The organism is Streptomyces sp. NPDC046939 (assembly GCF_040644575.1).
GTDB lineage: Bacteria > Actinomycetota > Actinomycetes > Streptomycetales > Streptomycetaceae > Streptomyces.
In genome coordinates, this window is sequence record NZ_JBEYWV010000031.1 from 30,108 (window position 1) to 46,744 (window position 16,637).

18 protein-coding genes are annotated in these 16,637 nt (G+C 71.7%); 7 read left to right on the top strand and 11 right to left on the bottom strand.

The genetic code is table 11. The annotated features are described in order from the left end of the window. Positions 1–95: 95 nt before the first annotated feature. Both recA and recX read left to right on the top strand, forming a co-directional pair. The gene (recA, locus tag ABZ877_RS29430) at positions 96–1,214 is read left to right on the top strand and encodes a recombinase RecA (RefSeq protein ID WP_361076970.1); all 1,119 of its coding nucleotides are present in this window, start codon (positions 96–98) and stop codon (positions 1,212–1,214) included. A gap of 3 nt (positions 1,215–1,217) precedes the next feature. After that, positions 1,218–1,988: a recombination regulator RecX gene (gene recX, locus ABZ877_RS29435; protein ID WP_361076973.1), complete on the top strand. Its 771-nt coding sequence runs from the start codon at positions 1,218–1,220 to the stop codon at positions 1,986–1,988. Positions 1,989–2,395: 407 nt separating this feature from the next. Here the strand turns inward: recX and ABZ877_RS29440 are convergent, their stop codons facing one another. From ABZ877_RS29440 to ABZ877_RS29475, 8 genes are all read right to left on the bottom strand, one after another. After that, on the bottom strand, positions 2,396–2,812 hold the full coding sequence (locus tag ABZ877_RS29440; protein ID WP_361076977.1) for a rhodanese-like domain-containing protein: 417 nt from the start codon (positions 2,810–2,812) through the stop codon (positions 2,396–2,398). Next, on the bottom strand, positions 2,809–3,396 hold the full coding sequence (locus ABZ877_RS29445) for a cysteine dioxygenase (RefSeq protein ID WP_361076980.1): 588 nt from the start codon (positions 3,394–3,396) through the stop codon (positions 2,809–2,811). The genes ABZ877_RS29440 and ABZ877_RS29445 overlap by 4 nt, the downstream gene beginning before the upstream one ends. A 68-nt stretch (positions 3,397–3,464) precedes the next feature. Next, a complete protein-coding gene (locus ABZ877_RS29450; protein ID WP_361077181.1) occupies positions 3,465–3,656 on the bottom strand; it encodes a putative leader peptide in 192 nt (63 codons plus the stop codon). Positions 3,657–3,704: 48 nt separating this feature from the next. Then, entirely contained in the window at positions 3,705–5,360 is a 1,656-nt protein-coding gene (locus ABZ877_RS29455; RefSeq protein ID WP_361076983.1) for an FAD-dependent monooxygenase, read from the bottom strand. A 216-nt stretch (positions 5,361–5,576) separates the two neighbouring features. After that, on the bottom strand, positions 5,577–6,506 hold the full coding sequence (locus tag ABZ877_RS29460; RefSeq protein WP_361076986.1) for an amino acid ABC transporter permease: 930 nt from the start codon (positions 6,504–6,506) through the stop codon (positions 5,577–5,579). Next, positions 6,503–7,150: an amino acid ABC transporter permease gene (locus tag ABZ877_RS29465; RefSeq protein WP_361076989.1), complete on the bottom strand. Its 648-nt coding sequence runs from the start codon at positions 7,148–7,150 to the stop codon at positions 6,503–6,505. Before ABZ877_RS29465 ends, ABZ877_RS29460 begins: the two co-directional genes overlap by 4 nt. Positions 7,151–7,299: 149 nt before the next feature. Next, the gene (locus ABZ877_RS29470) at positions 7,300–8,217 is read right to left on the bottom strand and encodes a glutamate ABC transporter substrate-binding protein (protein WP_361076992.1); all 918 of its coding nucleotides are present in this window, start codon (positions 8,215–8,217) and stop codon (positions 7,300–7,302) included. 46 nt (positions 8,218–8,263) lie between these two features. Continuing rightward, positions 8,264–9,043, bottom strand: a complete 780-nt coding sequence (locus ABZ877_RS29475; protein WP_361076995.1) for an amino acid ABC transporter ATP-binding protein — start codon at positions 9,041–9,043, stop codon at positions 8,264–8,266. A gap of 263 nt (positions 9,044–9,306) precedes the next feature. Here ABZ877_RS29475 and ABZ877_RS29480 point away from each other — a divergent pair, with 263 nt between their 5' ends. Continuing rightward, a complete protein-coding gene (locus tag ABZ877_RS29480) occupies positions 9,307–9,993 on the top strand; it encodes a response regulator transcription factor (protein ID WP_361076998.1) in 687 nt (228 codons plus the stop codon). Positions 9,994–10,014: 21 nt separating this feature from the next. After that, positions 10,015–11,439 (top strand): HAMP domain-containing sensor histidine kinase, encoded by a 1,425-nt coding sequence (locus ABZ877_RS29485; RefSeq protein WP_361077001.1) that lies wholly within the window; start codon positions 10,015–10,017, stop codon positions 11,437–11,439. A 12-nt stretch (positions 11,440–11,451) separates the two neighbouring features. Here ABZ877_RS29485 and ABZ877_RS29490 read toward each other — a convergent pair whose 3' ends face one another. Next, positions 11,452–12,447 (bottom strand): TAXI family TRAP transporter solute-binding subunit, encoded by a 996-nt coding sequence (locus ABZ877_RS29490; RefSeq protein WP_361077004.1) that lies wholly within the window; start codon positions 12,445–12,447, stop codon positions 11,452–11,454. Between the two features lie 101 nt (positions 12,448–12,548). On the opposite strand from ABZ877_RS29490, the gene miaB reads away from it, so the two are divergent. Both miaB and ABZ877_RS29500 read left to right on the top strand, forming a co-directional pair. Further along, on the top strand, positions 12,549–14,081 hold the full coding sequence (gene miaB, locus ABZ877_RS29495) for a tRNA (N6-isopentenyl adenosine(37)-C2)-methylthiotransferase MiaB (RefSeq protein WP_361077007.1): 1,533 nt from the start codon (positions 12,549–12,551) through the stop codon (positions 14,079–14,081). A 47-nt stretch (positions 14,082–14,128) separates the two neighbouring features. Next, positions 14,129–14,854: a class III extradiol dioxygenase subunit B-like domain-containing protein gene (locus ABZ877_RS29500; protein ID WP_361077009.1), complete on the top strand. Its 726-nt coding sequence runs from the start codon at positions 14,129–14,131 to the stop codon at positions 14,852–14,854. 81 nt (positions 14,855–14,935) lie between these two features. Here ABZ877_RS29500 and ABZ877_RS29505 read toward each other — a convergent pair whose 3' ends face one another. Both ABZ877_RS29505 and ABZ877_RS29510 read right to left on the bottom strand, forming a co-directional pair. After that, positions 14,936–15,190, bottom strand: coding sequence for an antitoxin (locus tag ABZ877_RS29505; RefSeq protein ID WP_361077012.1), 255 nt, complete (start codon positions 15,188–15,190; stop codon positions 14,936–14,938). A 23-nt stretch (positions 15,191–15,213) separates the two neighbouring features. Continuing rightward, on the bottom strand, positions 15,214–15,495 hold the full coding sequence (locus tag ABZ877_RS29510) for a hypothetical protein (RefSeq protein ID WP_361077015.1): 282 nt from the start codon (positions 15,493–15,495) through the stop codon (positions 15,214–15,216). 197 nt (positions 15,496–15,692) lie between these two features. Between ABZ877_RS29510 and miaA the strand changes: the two genes are divergently transcribed. Continuing rightward, complete coding sequence (gene miaA, locus ABZ877_RS29515; RefSeq protein ID WP_361077018.1) at positions 15,693–16,631, top strand: tRNA (adenosine(37)-N6)-dimethylallyltransferase MiaA; 939 nt, start codon at positions 15,693–15,695, stop codon at positions 16,629–16,631. Positions 16,632–16,637 lie beyond the last annotated feature (6 nt).

The window sequence follows — 16,637 nt, forward strand, 5'->3', positions numbered from 1 at the left end:
ATCCACAGGCGGACGGGCGTCGAGGCCGATTGTCAGTGGCAGGCAGTAGCGTCTTTGACGTGAAGCGATCGACACAAGCAAACCGGGTGGAACCCATGGCAGGAACCGACCGCGAGAAGGCGCTCGACGCCGCGCTCGCACAGATTGAACGGCAATTCGGCAAGGGCGCAGTGATGCGCATGGGCGAGCGGCCGAACGAGCCCATCGAGGTCATCCCCACCGGCTCGACCGCCCTCGACGTCGCGCTCGGCGTCGGCGGCATCCCCCGCGGCCGCGTGGTGGAGGTGTACGGCCCGGAGTCCTCCGGCAAGACGACCCTCACCCTGCACGCCGTGGCCAACGCCCAGCGGGCGGGCGGCGCGGTGGCCTTCGTGGACGCCGAGCACGCCCTCGACCCCGAGTACGCCAAGAAGCTCGGCGTCGACATCGACAACCTGATCCTGTCCCAGCCGGACAACGGTGAGCAGGCTCTGGAGATCGTCGACATGCTGGTCCGCTCCGGCGCCCTCGACCTCATCGTCATCGACTCCGTCGCCGCGCTCGTGCCGCGCGCGGAGATCGAGGGCGAGATGGGTGACTCGCACGTGGGTCTGCAGGCCCGTCTGATGAGTCAGGCCCTGCGCAAGATCACCAGCGCGCTCAACCAGTCGAAGACCACCGCGATCTTCATCAACCAGCTCCGCGAGAAGATCGGCGTGATGTTCGGCTCCCCGGAGACCACGACCGGTGGCCGGGCGCTGAAGTTCTACGCCTCGGTGCGCATGGACATCCGCCGCATCGAGACCCTGAAGGACGGCACGGACGCGGTCGGCAACCGCACCCGCGTCAAGGTCGTCAAGAACAAGGTCGCGCCGCCCTTCAAGCAGGCCGAGTTCGACATCCTCTACGGGCAGGGCATCTCCCGCGAGGGCGGCCTGATCGACATGGGCGTGGAGCACGGCTTCGTCCGCAAGGCCGGCGCCTGGTACACGTACGAGGGCGACCAGCTCGGCCAGGGCAAGGAGAACGCGCGCAACTTCCTGAAGGACAACCCCGACCTGGCCAACGAGATCGAGAAGAAGATCAAGGAGAAGCTGGGCGTCGGGGTCCGCCCGGAGGAGCCCTCCGCCGAGCCCGCCGCCGACGCGGTGGCCGCCGCCCCGGCCGAGGACGCCGCCAAGTCGGTGCCCGCGCCCAAGACGGCCAAGTCCAAGGCCACGGCGGCCAAGAGCTAGTCCGTGACACGACGAACCGACTGGGCCGAGTACGACGCCCGTCCCGCCGTCCCCCAGGACCGGGGGCGCGGGGGCGACGCCGCGTACGGCGAGGACGGGTACGGAGCCGGGACGGGGGGCGACGCGGTTGACGGGGCGCCGCGCGGAGGAGGGCGTTCGCGCGGCGGGGCCGGGCCCCGCGGACGCCGGCGGCGGAGCGGGTTCGGGGATCCGTCCGGCGCCGCACAGGACGACGGCCCTCCCGACCCGTCGAGGGCCGGGCGGGGGGAACCGTCAGGGGACCCGGCTGAGCGGGCGCGGAACATCTGTCTCCGCCTGCTCACCGGGACCCCGCGCACGCGCAAGCAGTTGGCCGACGCGCTGCGCAAGCGGGACATCCCGGACGAGGTGGCGCAGGAGGTGCTGTCCCGGTTCGAGGAGGTCGGACTGATCAACGACAGCGCCTTCGCGGACGCCTGGGTGGAGTCCCGCCACCACGGCCGGGGCCTGGCCCGCCGGGCGCTCGCCCGCGAGCTGCGCACCAAGGGGGTGGACTCCACGGTGATCGACGAGGCGGTCGGTCAGCTCGACGCGGAGCGCGAGGAGGAGACGGCCCGCGAACTCGTCGCTCGCAAGCTCCGCTCCACCCGCGGCCTCGACCGCGACAAGCGGCTCCGCCGGCTCGCGGGAATGCTGGCCCGCAAGGGGTACGGCGAGGGCATGGCGCTGAGAGTGGTGCGCCAGGCGCTGGAGGAAGAGGGGGAGAACACGGAGGACCTGGGCTTCGAGGACTAAGGGGCGCCAGCGCCCAGCGCCCCCGGCCCTTGAGCGCCCCGCACTCTCCAGCGCCGCGCGCCACTCGACCCCGGCGCTCCGCAGCGCCCCGCGCCCTTCAGCTTCGCCGCCCCTCTCGGCCCCGGCGCTCTGCAGCGCCCCCACACCCTTCGGCTTCGCCGCGCCACTCAGCCCCCGATCTCCCAGCGCCCGGCGCCATTCGGCCCCTGGGGCTCTTCAGCCCTGCGGCTCCACTCGGCGCCCCGCAGTCCTGCCGCGCCAATCAGCCCGCAGCACTCTTCAGCGCCCCGCACTGCGCAGCCGGGCCGCCCCCTTCAGCGCGCTCCCCCTTCAAGCCGCCGCCTGAGCAGCGACCCGGCCGCCTCAGTCAGTTGCGACCCCGGCCGCTCAACAGTGCTGGGCCCCCCTCACCCCGAGCCACCCGGTGGCAGAACTGGTAGGCCCGCTGTGTGCCACGCCTGGAAGCCGCCGATCAGGTCCGTTGCCCGGTGGAGGCCCAGTTGGTGGAGGGAGGCGGCCGCGAGGGTGGAGGCGTAGCCCTCGTTGCAGATGACGATCACGCGCAGGTCGTGGTCGGTGGCCTCGGGTGCCCGGTGGCTGCCGTGCGGGTCGAGGCGCCACTCCAGCTCGTTGCGCTCGATGACCAGCGCGCCGGGGATGAGCCCGTCGCGCCGGCGCAGCGCCTCGTACCGGATGTCGACGAGGAGCGCCTCGTCGCGGGAGGCCGCCTCGAAGGCGTCCCGCGCCTCGACCCGGTCGAGCCGGGACCGGACCTGTTCGACGAGGTCGTCGATGCCGACCGGGCGCCGGCCCGCCGCGCTCACTGCCAGTCCTGCGGGCGCTCGACCGACTCCAGGCGCAGCACCGGGCCGGTGCGGCTGAAGCGGCGGATCTGCGGGAGCGGCGGATAGTAGGCGTGGACCGAGACGGCGTGCTCGGTGCGGGACTCGTTCAGCACCTCGTGCACATGGTGGCGGCCGAAGGCGCGGCCCTGACCGGCCGTCAGCCGGCGTTCCCTGTCGTACCCTTCGTCGAGCTCCAGGGTCTTCCAGCCGTCGGCGGGCAGCCGCACGGCCAGGGAGTTCTCCTTCAGCTCGCCCGACGCGGTGAGGAAGGCGCCGACGGACTCGGCGTGGTCGTGCCAGCCCGTGCCGGTGCCGGGCGGCCAGCCGATGAGCCAGGCCTCGCTGCCGCCGGGTCCTTCGAGCCGCACCCAGGTACGGCCCTCCGGGTCGAGCGGCAGGGAGGCGATGAGGTCGCGGTCGGCGGCGACCCGGCGGACGAAGGCGAGGAGGTCGGCCTGGTTGGGCGCGGCCACTTCGGGCGCGGCGCCGGAAGACGCCGACGAAGGCGCGGAAGGCACCGACGAAGGCGCGGAAGAAGACGTGGGCGTGGTGGGAAACGACATGAGTACCGTCCTGAGGTTCGCGAAGGACGCGTGCCACCGGCACGCGGAAAGAAGCAGTGATCGGCGAATCAGCAGGACGGGCGACACACGCAGCCCGCGTAGCGGACGAGGTCCATATGGACTCGCCGCCACAGGCGTACATCGGTGTCGATCGTCACGCTCCGGAGTACACCATGGTGGCGGGGCCGGGTCAACCGAGGTCGGGAGCGGCTCCAGAAAGCCGTCAGCAAGGCTGCAGAGCCGCTCAAGAAGGACGCCACAACGGTCTCAGGGGCGCTCAAGAAACGCCCCGGCCGTGCACCCCGTACTTACGAAGAACGGGCCCCCGTCTCCACCGGCTCTCCCTCGGTCTCCTCCACCGGCCCCCCGAGCGCGGTCTGCGCCGCCTCGTACAGCTCCGCCGGGCGCACCCCCGACAGCGCGGTGACGAGATGACCGTCGGGCCGGACGAGGAGCACCGTGTGGGCGGGCGCGTCCGGGTAGCTCTCCGCGACAAGCAGCTCCGCCTCGTGCGGCAGCGCGGCGATGGCCGCGGAGAGGCGGGGCATGAGGCCCGCCGACATCCAGTGCTTGCGCTCCCACACACCGGTGCCGGGGGCGACGAGGACGACGAGCAGGTGCCCGAGGCCGAGGCGGTCCCGGAGCTGGACGAAGGTGCCGTCCGGCGCGGTCACCCGGACGTCGGCGACCGGCGCGCCGGGCTCCGTGCCGACCGGGGTCCGGGAGGCGGAGGCCGGTGGGGCGAGCGGCGAGTCGGTGTACGCGCCGGGCGCGCCGAGGGGGCCGAGGCCCAGGTGACCGTCGGTGAGCAGGGCGTCGTGGCCCCGGGCGCCCACGGGCACGTAGGAGCGCAGGCTCTTGGGGCCCTTGCCGCCGCGGAGTATCGGCAGGGCCTGGTCGGCGGCGCGCAGCCGGGCTGCGACGACGCCGCGGCGCTCGGCCTGGTAGCTGTCGAGGAGCGCGGGGGAGATGGGGTGCGGTCCGTCGTGCCAGGTCAGGGCCAGTTTCCAGGCGAGGTTGTCGGCGTCGCGCAGCCCCTCGTCCAGGCCCTGGGTGCCGAGCGCGCCGAGGAGGTGCGCGGCATCCCCGGCGACGAAGGCGCGGCCCACGCGCCAGCGGCGGGCGAGGCGGTGGTGGACGGTGTGGACGCCGGTGTCGAGCAGTTCGTAGGGCGGGGTGGAGCCCCCGCACCAGCCCGCGAGGGTCTCGCGGATGCGCGCCACGAGGACGTCCGGGGTGACGAGGTCGCTGCGGGGCGGCAGCAGCCAGTCCAGGCGCCAGACGCCGTCGGCGAGGGGGCGGCCGACGATCTCCGGGCCCGCCGGACCCGAGGTCCGCCACGGAGGGCTCCGATGGAGCAACGCCTCACCGGGCCATGGAAGTTCCGTGCGCAGGGCGGCGACCGCGTACCGTTCGACGGCGGTGCGGCCGGGGAAGCGGATGTCGAGGAGCTTGCGGACCGTGGAGCGGGGTCCGTCGCAGCCGACGAGGTAACTGCCGCGCCACCATGTGCCGTTGGGGCCGCGGGTGTGCGCGGTGATTCCGGCGCGCTCCTGCTCGATCGCGTCGAGGCGGCTGTCGACGGCGACCTTGACGAGCCGTTCGCGGGCGACGGCGGCGCGCAGCGCCCCGGTCAGTTCGTGCTGGGCGATGTGGAGCGGGGCCGCGAGCCCCTGTCCGGGCGCCTCGTCGGGCTCCTCACCGAAGGTGATCGTCCGCATCTCCTGCTTGCGGCGCATGGAGCGCCAGCCCGTCCACCGGGAGCCGGCCTTGTCGAACGGCGTGCCCGCGAGCCGCCCGGCCAGCGCGGCGGTGTCCTCGCGGAGCACGACCGTACGGGCGGGGCGCGGTTCGTCCTTGCCGGGGCCCTCGTCGAGCACCACGGACGGGACGCCGTGGCGGGCGAGGGCGAGCGACAGCGTGAGCCCGACGGGGCCCGCGCCGACGACGATCACCGGATCCACGGCGCGGCCCCTCCCGCCCCGGGAAGTCCGCCGGAGAGCGTCCCGCGCGGGGCGGGCGGCGTACTGGACGTACAAGAAGGGGCAGTTGGAGCGGGGTGCACGTTCACAGAGCGTATGCAACCCATTGCCGGTGCTTGCGTCAAGTGACGGAGGCAGTGGCGATCATGCCACTGCCTCCCAGACACCGGAACGGTCCATGAACGACCGTCACCTCGGTCACGTGCCGCCCGCACCGCCCTTGCCGAGCACCTGCTCGATCTCGGCCATCTCCACGACCGGTTCGCCGGCCGGGGCCACGGCCACGCCCTTCTTGGTGGAGCGCCGCCCCCGCCGCTCGATCCACGTGGCGAGCCCCGAAAGGGCCAGGCACATGGCGATGTAGATCGCGCCGACGACGATGACGACGGCCGTGATCGGGTTCTCGCCGTTGACGATGATGTTGTTGGCCATCGTGCGGGCCGCGAAGAGCAGCTCGTCGTACGTGATGATGTAACCGAGCGAGGTGTCCTTCAGGGTCACCACGAGCTGGCTGATCATCGTCGGCAGCATCGCGCGGACGGCCTGCGGCAACTGCAGCATCGTCATCACCTGGGACTTGCGCAGACCCAGTGCGTACGCCGCCTCGACCTGGCCGCGCGGCACGGCGTTGACGCCCGCCCGGATGACCTCCGCCTGGACGCAGCCGTTGTAGACGGTCAGGCCGATGACGAGGGCCCAGAAGGCGGAGTTGTCGCCGACGACCCCGAGGTTCTCCTTGTAGGTGAGGAAGAGCACCCACAGGGCGTAGATGGTGATCAGCAGCGGGATCGCGCGGAACAGCTCGATGAAGCCGGTGGCGAACCAGCTGATCGCCTTGTGGTCGGAGAGCCGGGCCACCGCGAGGAGCAGGCCGAGCACCAGGGAGAGCACGCCGGCGACGGCGAAGACCTTCAGGGTGGTGATGACACCGTCGCGGATGTTGGTGCGGACACCCGCGTTGTTGAAGATGTTCCAGACCTCGGGCTCGAGCTGGCCCGTGACGTTCATCCGGTACAGGGTGAACGCGATCAGGCCGAGCACCGCGAGGGAGCCGATGATCGTGTAGATCCGGTTGCGCACCCTGGCCTTGGGGCCGGGTGCGTCGTACAGGACGCTCGAACCACTCATCGTGCGACCCCCATGCGGCGCTCGAGCAGCCGGAAGAGACCGCTGATGGCGAAGGTGATGATCAGGTAGCCGAGGGCCACCCACAGGAAGATCCAGCCGATCGCGTAGCCCTTGTCGCTCAACAGCTTCTGTACGCCGAAGAGTTCGGCGACGCTGAAGGCGCCCGCGATGGCCGAGTTCTTGGTCAGCGCGATGAAGATCGAGCTGAGCGGCGGCAGGACGGTCCGCGTGGCCTGCGGCAGGATGATCATGCGCAGGGTCTGCGAGAAGGTCATGCCGATCGAGCGCGCGGCCTCGGCCTGGCCGAGCGGCACCGTGTTGATGCCGGAGCGGACGGCTTCGCAGACGAACGCCGAGGTGTAGCAGCCGAGGGCGAGCAGCGCCTTGGTCCACGGGTTCAGGCCCGGCAGGAAGATGACCGGGATGACGAACCAGACGACCAGGAAGAGCAGCGTCAGGGGCGTGTTGCGGAAGAGCGTGACCCAGGCGGTGCCGAACAGGCGCAGGGGCGGGACGGGGGAGACACGGAAACCGGCGATGATCACGCCGAGGACCATCGCCAGGAGTCCGCTGGCCAGGGTCAGCAGGACGGTGCCTATGAACCCCTCGCGGAACTCCGGGAGATAGTCGAGCAATACGTTCACGGGGAAGTCCTCGTGGGCGGCGGCGGACGGGCGACAGCGAACGGGCGTCGGGGCGGCTCGCGGCGGAGCGGCGGACGACAGGGGGCCGCGCCGCGGGCGCACCCGATGGATGCGCCCGCCGCGGGAACGGGCCCCTCAGGCCCGCTGGATCAGTAGCGCTCCAGCGCCGGCGGCTCGGTGTACGAGGAGCCGGACAGGCCGAGCGTCGCGTCGTACGCCTTCTTGTAGTCGCCGTTCTTCTCGTGCGCCTCGATCGCGTTGTTGACGGCGTCGCGCAGCGCCTTGTCGTTCTTGTTCATGCCGATGCCGTACGGCTCCTTGGTGAAGGGCTTGCCGACGACCTTCAGCTTCTCCGGGCGCTGGGCCGCGTAGCCCTTGAGGATGGCGTCGTCGGTGGTGACGGCGTCGACCTCGTTGTTCAGCAGCTGCTGCACGCACTCGGAGTACTTGGACAGCTCGATCGTCTTCGCGCCGTACTTGGGCTTCTTGATCTCCTGGAGCGGGGTCGAGCCCTTGATGGAGCAGACCGTCTTGCCCTTGAGCGAGTCGGGGCCGGTGATGCCCTTCTCGTCCTTGCGCACGAGCAGGTCCGCGCCGGCCAGGAAGTACGGGCCCGCGAAGCCGACCTGCTTCTTGCGCTCGTCGTTGATCGTGTACGTGCCGACGTAGAGGTCGACCTCGCCCTTGGAGATCGTGGTCTCGCGGACGTTGGAGTCGACCGTCTTGAACTCGATCTGGGACGGCTTGAAGCCGAGGTCGGCCGCGACCATCTTGGCGATCTCGATGTCGAAGCCGGACCGCTTGCCGTCCGTGTCCTCGAAGCCGAGGTAGGGCTGGTCGTTCTTGGCGCCGATGACGATCTTGCCGGCCTTCTGCGCCTTCTTCAGGGCGTCCGAGTCGACCTTGACGTCCGAGGCGACCTGGTAGGTGGGCAGCTTCGGCTGGTTCTTGCCGCCGGTGGTGCCGGCGGGCTTGTCGCCGGCGTTGCCGGACTCGCCGCCACAGGCGGTCGCGGTCAGGGCGAGCACGGCCAAGGTCGCCACCGCGGCGGATTTGCGGAGCTTCATGGTGAACATCCTTAATGTCGGCAGATTCGGCAGGGATCCAGGAGAGCTAGTGGTGCAGGATCTTCGACAGGAAGTCCTTGGCCCGATCGCTGCGCGGGTTGCTGAAGAACTGGTCGGGGGCCGACTCCTCGACGATCCGGCCGTCCGCCATGAAGACGACGCGGTTGGCGGCCGAGCGGGCGAAGCCCATCTCGTGCGTGACCACCACCATCGTCATGCCGTCCCGGGCGAGCTGCTGCATCACCTCGAGGACCTCGTTGATCATCTCCGGGTCGAGCGCCGAGGTCGGCTCGTCGAAGAGCATCACCTTCGGGTCCATCGCGAGCGCCCGCGCGATGGCGACGCGCTGCTGCTGACCGCCGGAGAGCTGCGCGGGGTACTTGTCCGCCTGCGCGCCGACACCGACCCGGTCCAGAAGGGCCCGGGCCTTCTCCTCGGCCGTCTTCTTGTCCGTCTTGCGGACCTTGATCTGGCCGAGCGTCACGTTCTCGAGCACCGTCTTGTGCGCGAAGAGGTTGAAGGACTGGAACACCATGCCCACGTCCGCGCGGAGCCTGGCCAGTTCCTTGCCCTCCTGGGGCAGCGGCTTGCCGTCGATCGTGATGGCGCCGGAGTCCACGGTCTCCAGGCGGTTGATCGTGCGGCACAGCGTCGACTTGCCGGAACCCGACGGGCCGATGACGACGACGACCTCACCTCGCGCGACGGTCAGGTCGATGTCCTGGAGCACGTGCAACGCTCCGAAGTGCTTGTTCACTTCGCGCAGCGCGACCAGCGCGTCGCCCGCAGGGGGAGTGGCGTCCTTGGTCACCGAAACTTCGGTCATCGGGGTCTTGCTCCATCCTCCTCGGTTGGGAGGACAGTAAAACGCCATGCGACCAGCGTCATTACATCTGAGGGGAAATTGAGCATAACGATCCGGCCGCAAGCGGACACTATGGGTGAAGGGGACGCGGGCCCGCGTACCGGCTGGATAACGGAGTCCGTCCGGGACCGGCAACCCCTTGACGGCGTCCGCGTGGATCGGCGTGGATGCCCTGGTGAACCCGGGAAGGCCGGGAAGCGACCGGGGCACGGGAGGGGGCCGGAATGAAACTGCTGCTCGTCGAGGACGACGACCATGTGGCCGCGGCCCTGTCCGCCGTCCTGTCCCGGCACGGCTTCGCGGTCCGCCACGCCCGCAACGGCGAGGAGGCGCTGCAGGCCCTCGTCCCCGAACCCGACGCCTTCGGGGTGGTCCTGCTCGATCTCGGCCTGCCCGACCAGGACGGCTACGAGGTCTGCGGCAAGATCCGCAAGCGCACCACCACCCCCGTCATCATGGTGACCGCGCGCGCGGACGTGCGCTCGCGCATCCACGGGCTCAATCTGGGCGCCGACGACTACGTGGTGAAGCCCTACGACACCGGTGAACTCCTCGCCCGTATCCACGCGGTGAGCCGGCGCAGCGCGGCCGGGGAGAGCGCGCCCGCCGCCGGGACCGGGCTGCGCCTCGGCGGTGTCCACATCGAGCTGCCCACCCGGCAGGTGACGGTGGAGGGGACGGTCGTCCAGCTCACCCGCAAGGAGTTCGACCTGCTCGCCCTGCTCGCGCAGCGGCCGGGCGTGGTCTTCCGGCGGGAGCAGATCATCAGCGAGGTGTGGCGCACGAGTTGGGAGGGGACGGGGCGCACCCTGGAGGTGCATGTCGCCTCGCTCCGCTCCAAACTGCGCATGCCCGCCCTCATCGAGACCGTGCGCGGCGTCGGGTACCGGCTCGTCGCGCCGGCCGCGTAGCGGCAGCCGTAGAGTTCCCGGGTGCGCGCCCGTCTGCTTCCGCTGCTCATCGTCCTCATGGCGGGCGTCCTGCTCGCGCTCGGCTTCCCGCTCGCGGTGAGCGTGGCCTCCGCGCAGCAGCAGAAGGTCGTCGTCGACCGCATCGACGACACGGCCCGCTTCGCCTCGCTCGCGCAGTTCGTCACCACCCGCCCCGACGAGGACCGGGCGGACGGGACGGGTGAGGGGTTCGGGGCGGACGAGCGCCGGCAGACGCTCCAGAAGGAGATAGCCCGCTACCACGACGTCTACGGGATAAGGGCCGGCGTCTTCTACCGCGACCGCAAGCCGATGGGCCGGGCGCCCCTCGACTTCCGCGTGCCCCGGTCGGGCCAGGTGCGCGCCGCGTTCGACGAGGCGCTGTACTCGCGCGGCAGCCACGACCCGCCGCAGGTGTGGCCCTGGCAGCGGGGGCGCGTCGTCGTCGCCTCGCCCGTCATCCGCGACGGTGACGTGGTCGCGGTCGTGGTCACCGACTCGCCGACCGGCGCCATGCGCTCCGCGACGCTGCGCGGCTGGCTGATCATCGCGGCGGGCGAGTTCGCCGCCATGCTCCTCGCGGTGGGCGCGGCCCTGCGCCTGACCGGGTGGGTCCTGCGCCCCGTACGGATCCTGGACGCCACCACCCATGACATCGCCACGGGCCGGCTGAAGTCACGGGTCGCGGCGACCGGCGGCCCGCCGGAACTCCGCCGCCTGGCCCGTTCGTTCAACGAGATGGCGGACAACGTCGAGGATGTGCTCGAACAGCAGCGCGCCTTCGTCGCCGACGCCTCGCACCAACTGCGCAACCCGCTGGCCGCCCTGCTGCTGCGCATCGACGTCCTGTCCTACGAACTGCCGGAGGGAAACGAGGAGATCGCGTCCGTACGGGCCGAGGGCAAGCGCCTGGCCCGGGTCCTCGACGACCTGCTCGACCTGGCCCTGGCCGAGCACGCCGCCGCCGACCTGCGGGTGACCGACATCGGCGAACTGGCCGCCGAGCGCGTCGACGCCTGGCGCCCGGCCGCCGACGAGAAGGGGGTGCGCCTGGTCGCCGAGTGCCCCGCGGTGACCGGCTGGGCCGACCCGATCGCGCTGTCCAGTGCCCTGGACGCGGTGGTCGACAACGCCCTGAAGTTCACACCCGCGGGCGAGACGGTCACCGTCACGGTCGCGGCGAACGGCGAGACGACCGCCGTCGAGGTCGCCGACGGCGGCCCCGGCCTGCGCGAGGAGGAACTGGCGCGGATCGGCGACCGGTTCTGGCGCAGCGGACGGCACCAGAACGTCAAGGGGTCCGGGCTCGGCCTGTCCATCTCCCGGGCGCTGCTCACGGCGGGCGGCGGCTCGATCGCGTTCGCGCCCCGCGAGCCGCACGGGCTGAAGGTGACGGTGCGGGTGCCGCGGACGGCGCCACCGCGCTGAGGCGCCTGGGCGTCAGGGCTTGACCGAGCGGTAGTAGCGGCGCGCGCCCTCGTGCAGCGAGAGCGGGTCCGTGTAGACGGCCGTCCTGAGGTCGACGAGCTGCGCCGCGTGCACCTCGGTGCCGATGTGGTCGCGGCTGTCGATGACCGTGCGCGTCACCGCCTCCGTCAGCTCGGGGCTGGTCCGGTCGGTGGTCACCAGCAGGTTCGCGACGGCCAGCGTGGTGACGGCCTCGCCGCGCTGCGCGGCCGGGTAGGCGTCGGCGGGCATCACGGCGGCCCGGTAGTAGCGCGACGACTCGCCCTGTCTGTGCAGCGCCTTGACGAGGCTGCCCATCTCGACGAGGCGGACCGGGAACTCGTGCGACAGGACGTTGACGTGGTTGGTGGGCAGGCCGCCGGACCAGAAGAACGCATCGATCTGCCCCGACTTGAGCGCTTTGGGCATGGCGTCTATGCCGATGCCGACGGGGGTGATGTCCCGGTTGATGTCCAGCCCCGCCGCCCGCAGCACCTTGTCGGCGATCAAACGCACCCCGGACCGGTCCCCGCCCACGGCGACCCGCAGCCCGCGCAGGTCGGCGACGTGCTTCACGGGCGACGAGCGCGCCACGACGAGCTGCATGTAGTCGTCGTAGAGGCGCGCGCAGCCGCGCAGCCGCAGCGCGCCCGGCCGGTCCTCGAACTGGTACTTGGCGACCGCGTCGGCGGCGGCGATGGTGAAGTCGGCCTTGCCGGTGGCCACCCGCTCCACGTTGTCCCAGGAGCCCTCGCTGCCGGTCAGGCTCACGTCCAGCCGGGGCAGGTCGCGGTGGAGCGCCGTCTTGAGCAGGTTGCCGTACCGCTCGTAGACGCCGGTACGGGCCCCGGTGCTGATGGTGACGTGTCCGCTCTGCCCCGGTTCGCGGAGCGGCAGCAGCCACCACAGGAGCAGCGCGGACACCACGATCCCCGCCGCGGCGCCCAGGAGGGCGTGGCGGCGCGTGACGCGGGTCAGCGAGGGCGGCATGGCGCGATCCTGCCAGGTCGGCCCGGGGCTGACCAGGCCCGGCGGGCGGCGGCCGAGGGCTCGGGCGGGAACGGCTCCGCGCACCCCATACCCTTGTTGCCATGAGCAGCAGCGACCCGCGTCCGGCCGTGGACGGCCGTCCCACCGAAGCCCCCAAGACATACGAGGTACGCACCTACGGGTGCCAGATGAACGTCCACGACTCCGAGCGCTTGTCCGGCCTCCTCGAGGACGCGGGCTACGTCCGCGCCCCCGAGGGCTCCGACGGCGACGCCGACGTGGTGGTCTTCAACACGTGCGCGGTCCGCGAGAACGCCGACAACAAGCTCTACGGCAACCTCGGCCGCCTCGCCCCCAGGAAGACCCAGCGCCCGGGGATGCAGATCGCGGTCGGCGGCTGCCTCGCGCAGAAGGACCGCGACACCATCGTGAAGAAGGCGCCCTGGGTGGACGTCGTCTTCGGCACGCACAACATCGGCAAGCTCCCCGTCCTCCTGGAGCGCGCCCGCGTCCAGGAGGAGGCGCAGGTCGAGATTGCCGAGTCCCTGGAGGCGTTCCCCTCCACGCTGCCGACCCGCCGCGAGAGCGCGTACGCGGCCTGGGTGTCGATCTCCGTCGGCTGCAACAACACCTGCACCTTCTGCATCGTCCCCGCCCTGCGCGGCAAGGAGAAGGACCGCAGGACCGGCGACATCCTCGCCGAGATCGAGGCCCTGGTCGCCGAGGGCGTCAGCGAGATCACCCTGCTCGGCCAGAACGTCAACGCGTACGGCAGCGACATCGGCGACCGCGAGGCGTTCAGCAAGCTGCTGCGCGCCTGCGGCACGATCGAGGGCCTGGAGCGCGTGCGCTTCACCTCCCCGCACCCGCGCGACTTCACCGACGACGTGATCGCCGCCATGGCCGAGACGCCGAACGTGATGCCGCAGCTCCACATGCCGCTCCAGTCCGGCTCGGACACGGTCCTGAAGGCGATGCGCCGCTCGTACCGCCAGGAGCGCTTCCTCGGCATCATCGAGAAGGTCCGCGCCGCCATGCCGCACGCGGCGATCTCGACCGACATCATCGTGGGCTTCCCCGGCGAGACCGAGGAGGACTTCGAGCAGACCATGCACGTCGTGCGCGAGGCCCGCTTCGCCAACGCCTTCACCTTCCAGTACTCCAAGCGCCCCGGAACCCCGGCCGCGACCATGGAGGGGCAGATCCCCAAGGAGGTCGTGCAGTCGCGCTACGAGCGTCTGGTCGCCCTCCAGGAGGAGATCTCCTGGGAGGAGAACAAGAAGCAGGTCGGCCGCGTCCTGGAGCTGATGGTCGCCGAGGGCGAGGGCCGCAAGGACGGCACCACGCACCGCCTCTCAGGGCGTGCCCCCGACAACCGCCTGGTCCACTTCACCAAGCCCGACGCCGAGGTCCGCCCCGGTGACGTGGTCACCGTGGAGATCACCTACGCCGCCCCGCACCACCTGCTCGCCGAGGGCCCCGTCCTGAACGTGCGTCCCACGCGCGCGGGCGACGCCTGGGAGCGCCGCACCAAGGAGCAGCAGGACAAGAAGCAGGGCGTCCTGCTCGGCCTGCCCAAGATCGGCGTCCCCGAGCCGCTCCCCGCGGTCACCGGGGGCTGCGCGATCGACTGAGCGCGGGGCGCGGCGCACGCGGCCGCCCGGCCAGTAAGCTGCTGATCATGCTTGTCGCCGCAGCCGTGTGCCCCTGCCCGCCCTTGCTCGTGCCGGAGGTCGCTGCGGGCGCCGCCCCCGAGTTGGACGCGGCGCGCGCGGCGTGCGACGAGGCGATCGGCGCCGTGCTCGCGGCCGATCCCGACCTGGTGTGGGTGATCGGCGAGGGGCCGCGCCCCGGCGTCCACCGGCCGGGCGCCCGGGGCTCCTTCCGCCCCTTCGGCGTTGACGTCGACGTGAGCCTCGGAGCGCCCGATGCGTCCGCCGGTGCCGCGCTCCCGCCCTCCCTCTCCGTCGGCGCGTGGCTCCTCACGCGCGCGGGGTGGGACGGCGAGGTCCGTGGCTGTGAAGTGGCCGCCGGGCAAGCGGCGTTCGCCGGCGCGGACGGCGCCTGGCGGCTCGGAGAGGGCCGCACCGGCAGGGAGCGCGTCGGCTTCCTCGTCATGGGCGACGGCACCGCCTGCCGCACGGTGAAGGCCCCGGGCTACCTCGATGAGCGGGCCGAGGGCGTGGACGCCCTGATCGCCGAGGCCCTGCGCACCTGCGACCGGGACGGCTATCTGGCGCGGCTCGACGCCGGTCTCGCCGCCGAGCTGAAGATCTCCGGGCGCGCGCCCTGGCAGATGCTCTCCGCCGCCTGGGCGGCCTCCCACGACGACGACAAGGGCACGAGCCGCCTCCTGTACGAGGACGCGCCCTACGGCGTGGGCTACTTCGTGGCCTCCTGGACGTAACGCGCAATGCGCACGGCGACGGCCGCGAAGCTCCCCGGGGCTTCGCGGCCGTCGCCGTGCGGGTGACAGAAGGAGGCGGCGTCAGGACGCCGTCGGGGGAGAGGGCGGGGTGCCGCCGTCCTTGCCGTCCGGCGCGGAAAGCCGGTCCAGAGCGTCCTTCGCCTTGCTCGTCCCCTGCTGGATCTTGTCGCTGTACTTGCCCTTGGTCCTGTCGTCGACCGCCTTGGCGGCCTTGTCCAGGCCCTGGTCGATCTTGTCCCCGTGCTGCTGCGCGAGCGCGGAGACCTTGTCCTTGGCGGGGGCGAGCTTGTCTCGCAGGGTGTTCAGGAAGCTCATGGATGCACCTTTCCTCGCGGAGGCTACTTGCGGGCGCTCTCGCCTGCCGCCTCGCTGTCGGCGGCCTGCTCCGCGGACTGCTGCTGCGGGATGTCCACGTTCTCCGGCGCGGCCGTGTCGCCCGCACCCTCGTCCGGGGCCTCCACGGCCTTCTGCTCGCCCTCGGCGGCCTCGGACAGGGACGCGGCGCCCTCCGCGCCCTCCTCGTCCCCGTCGCCGTCCGTCTCCGGTTCGTCGGTCACCGCGGCGGTCTGCGCCTCGGCGGCCTGCGCCGCGTCACTGTCCTTGGCTTTCCGGCGAAACATGGAAAAAACGCCCATTTCAACTCCATACGTTACTCGTGCGGGCGAAATCCCGCCCAGTCCGGTGCGTCCCATTGCGTCGCCCGGGTCACCGGTCCTCGAAACCGGCGGGTGGGACCTCGCAACAGGCAACGACCCCGGACCCGTGGCGTCACGTAGCTCGTTCGAGAAGCGGGGCCCCGATTTGCGAGACTGGGGCGGTGAACAGCGCAGCTCCCGCCCCGCGGGTCATCGCCGTCGTCGGTCCGACCGCGGCCGGAAAGTCAGATCTCGGCGTCTTCCTGGCCGAGGAGCTCGGCGGCGAGGTCGTCAACGCCGACTCCATGCAGCTCTACCGTGGGATGGACATCGGCACCGCCAAGCTGACGCCCGAGGAGCGCGCCGGGGTCCCGCACCACCTCCTGGACATCTGGGAGGTCACGGAGGCCGCGAGCGTCGCCGAGTACCAGCGGCTCGCCCGCGCCGAGATCGACCGGCTCCTCGCCGAGGGCCGCTGGCCGATCCTCGTCGGCGGCTCCGGACTCTACGTCCGCGGCGCCGTCGACAAGATGGAGTTCCCCGGCACCGACCCCGCGATCCGCGCCCGCCTGGAGGACGAGCTGGCGCTGCGCGGACCCGGCGCCCTGCACGCCCGGCTCGCCGCAGCCGACCCCGAGGCCGGCGCCGCGATCCTGCCGAGCAACGGACGGCGCATCGTGCGCGCCCTCGAAGTCATCGAGATCACCGGAAAGCCGTTCACCGCCAACCTGCCCGGACACGACTCGGTCTACGACACCGTCCAGATCGGCGTCGACGTCGCGCGCCCCGAGCTCGACGCGCGCATCGCCACGCGCGTGGACCGCATGTGGGAGGCCGGACTCGTCGCCGAGGTGCGCGCCCTCGCCGAGCGCGGTCTGCGCGAAGGACGCACCGCCTCACGCGCCCTCGGCTACCAGCAGGTACTCGCCGCGCTCGCCGGTGAGTGCACCGAGGACGAGGCGCGCGCAGAGACCATCCGCGCCACCAAGCGCTTCGCGCGCCGCCAGGACTCATGGTTCCGTCGCGACCCGCGCGTGCACTGGCTGAACGGGGGCGAGGCCGGGCGCGGGGAACTTCCGGGCACCGCCCTGGCGTTGGTCGAACGAGCGGTCACAGCCTGATCACGT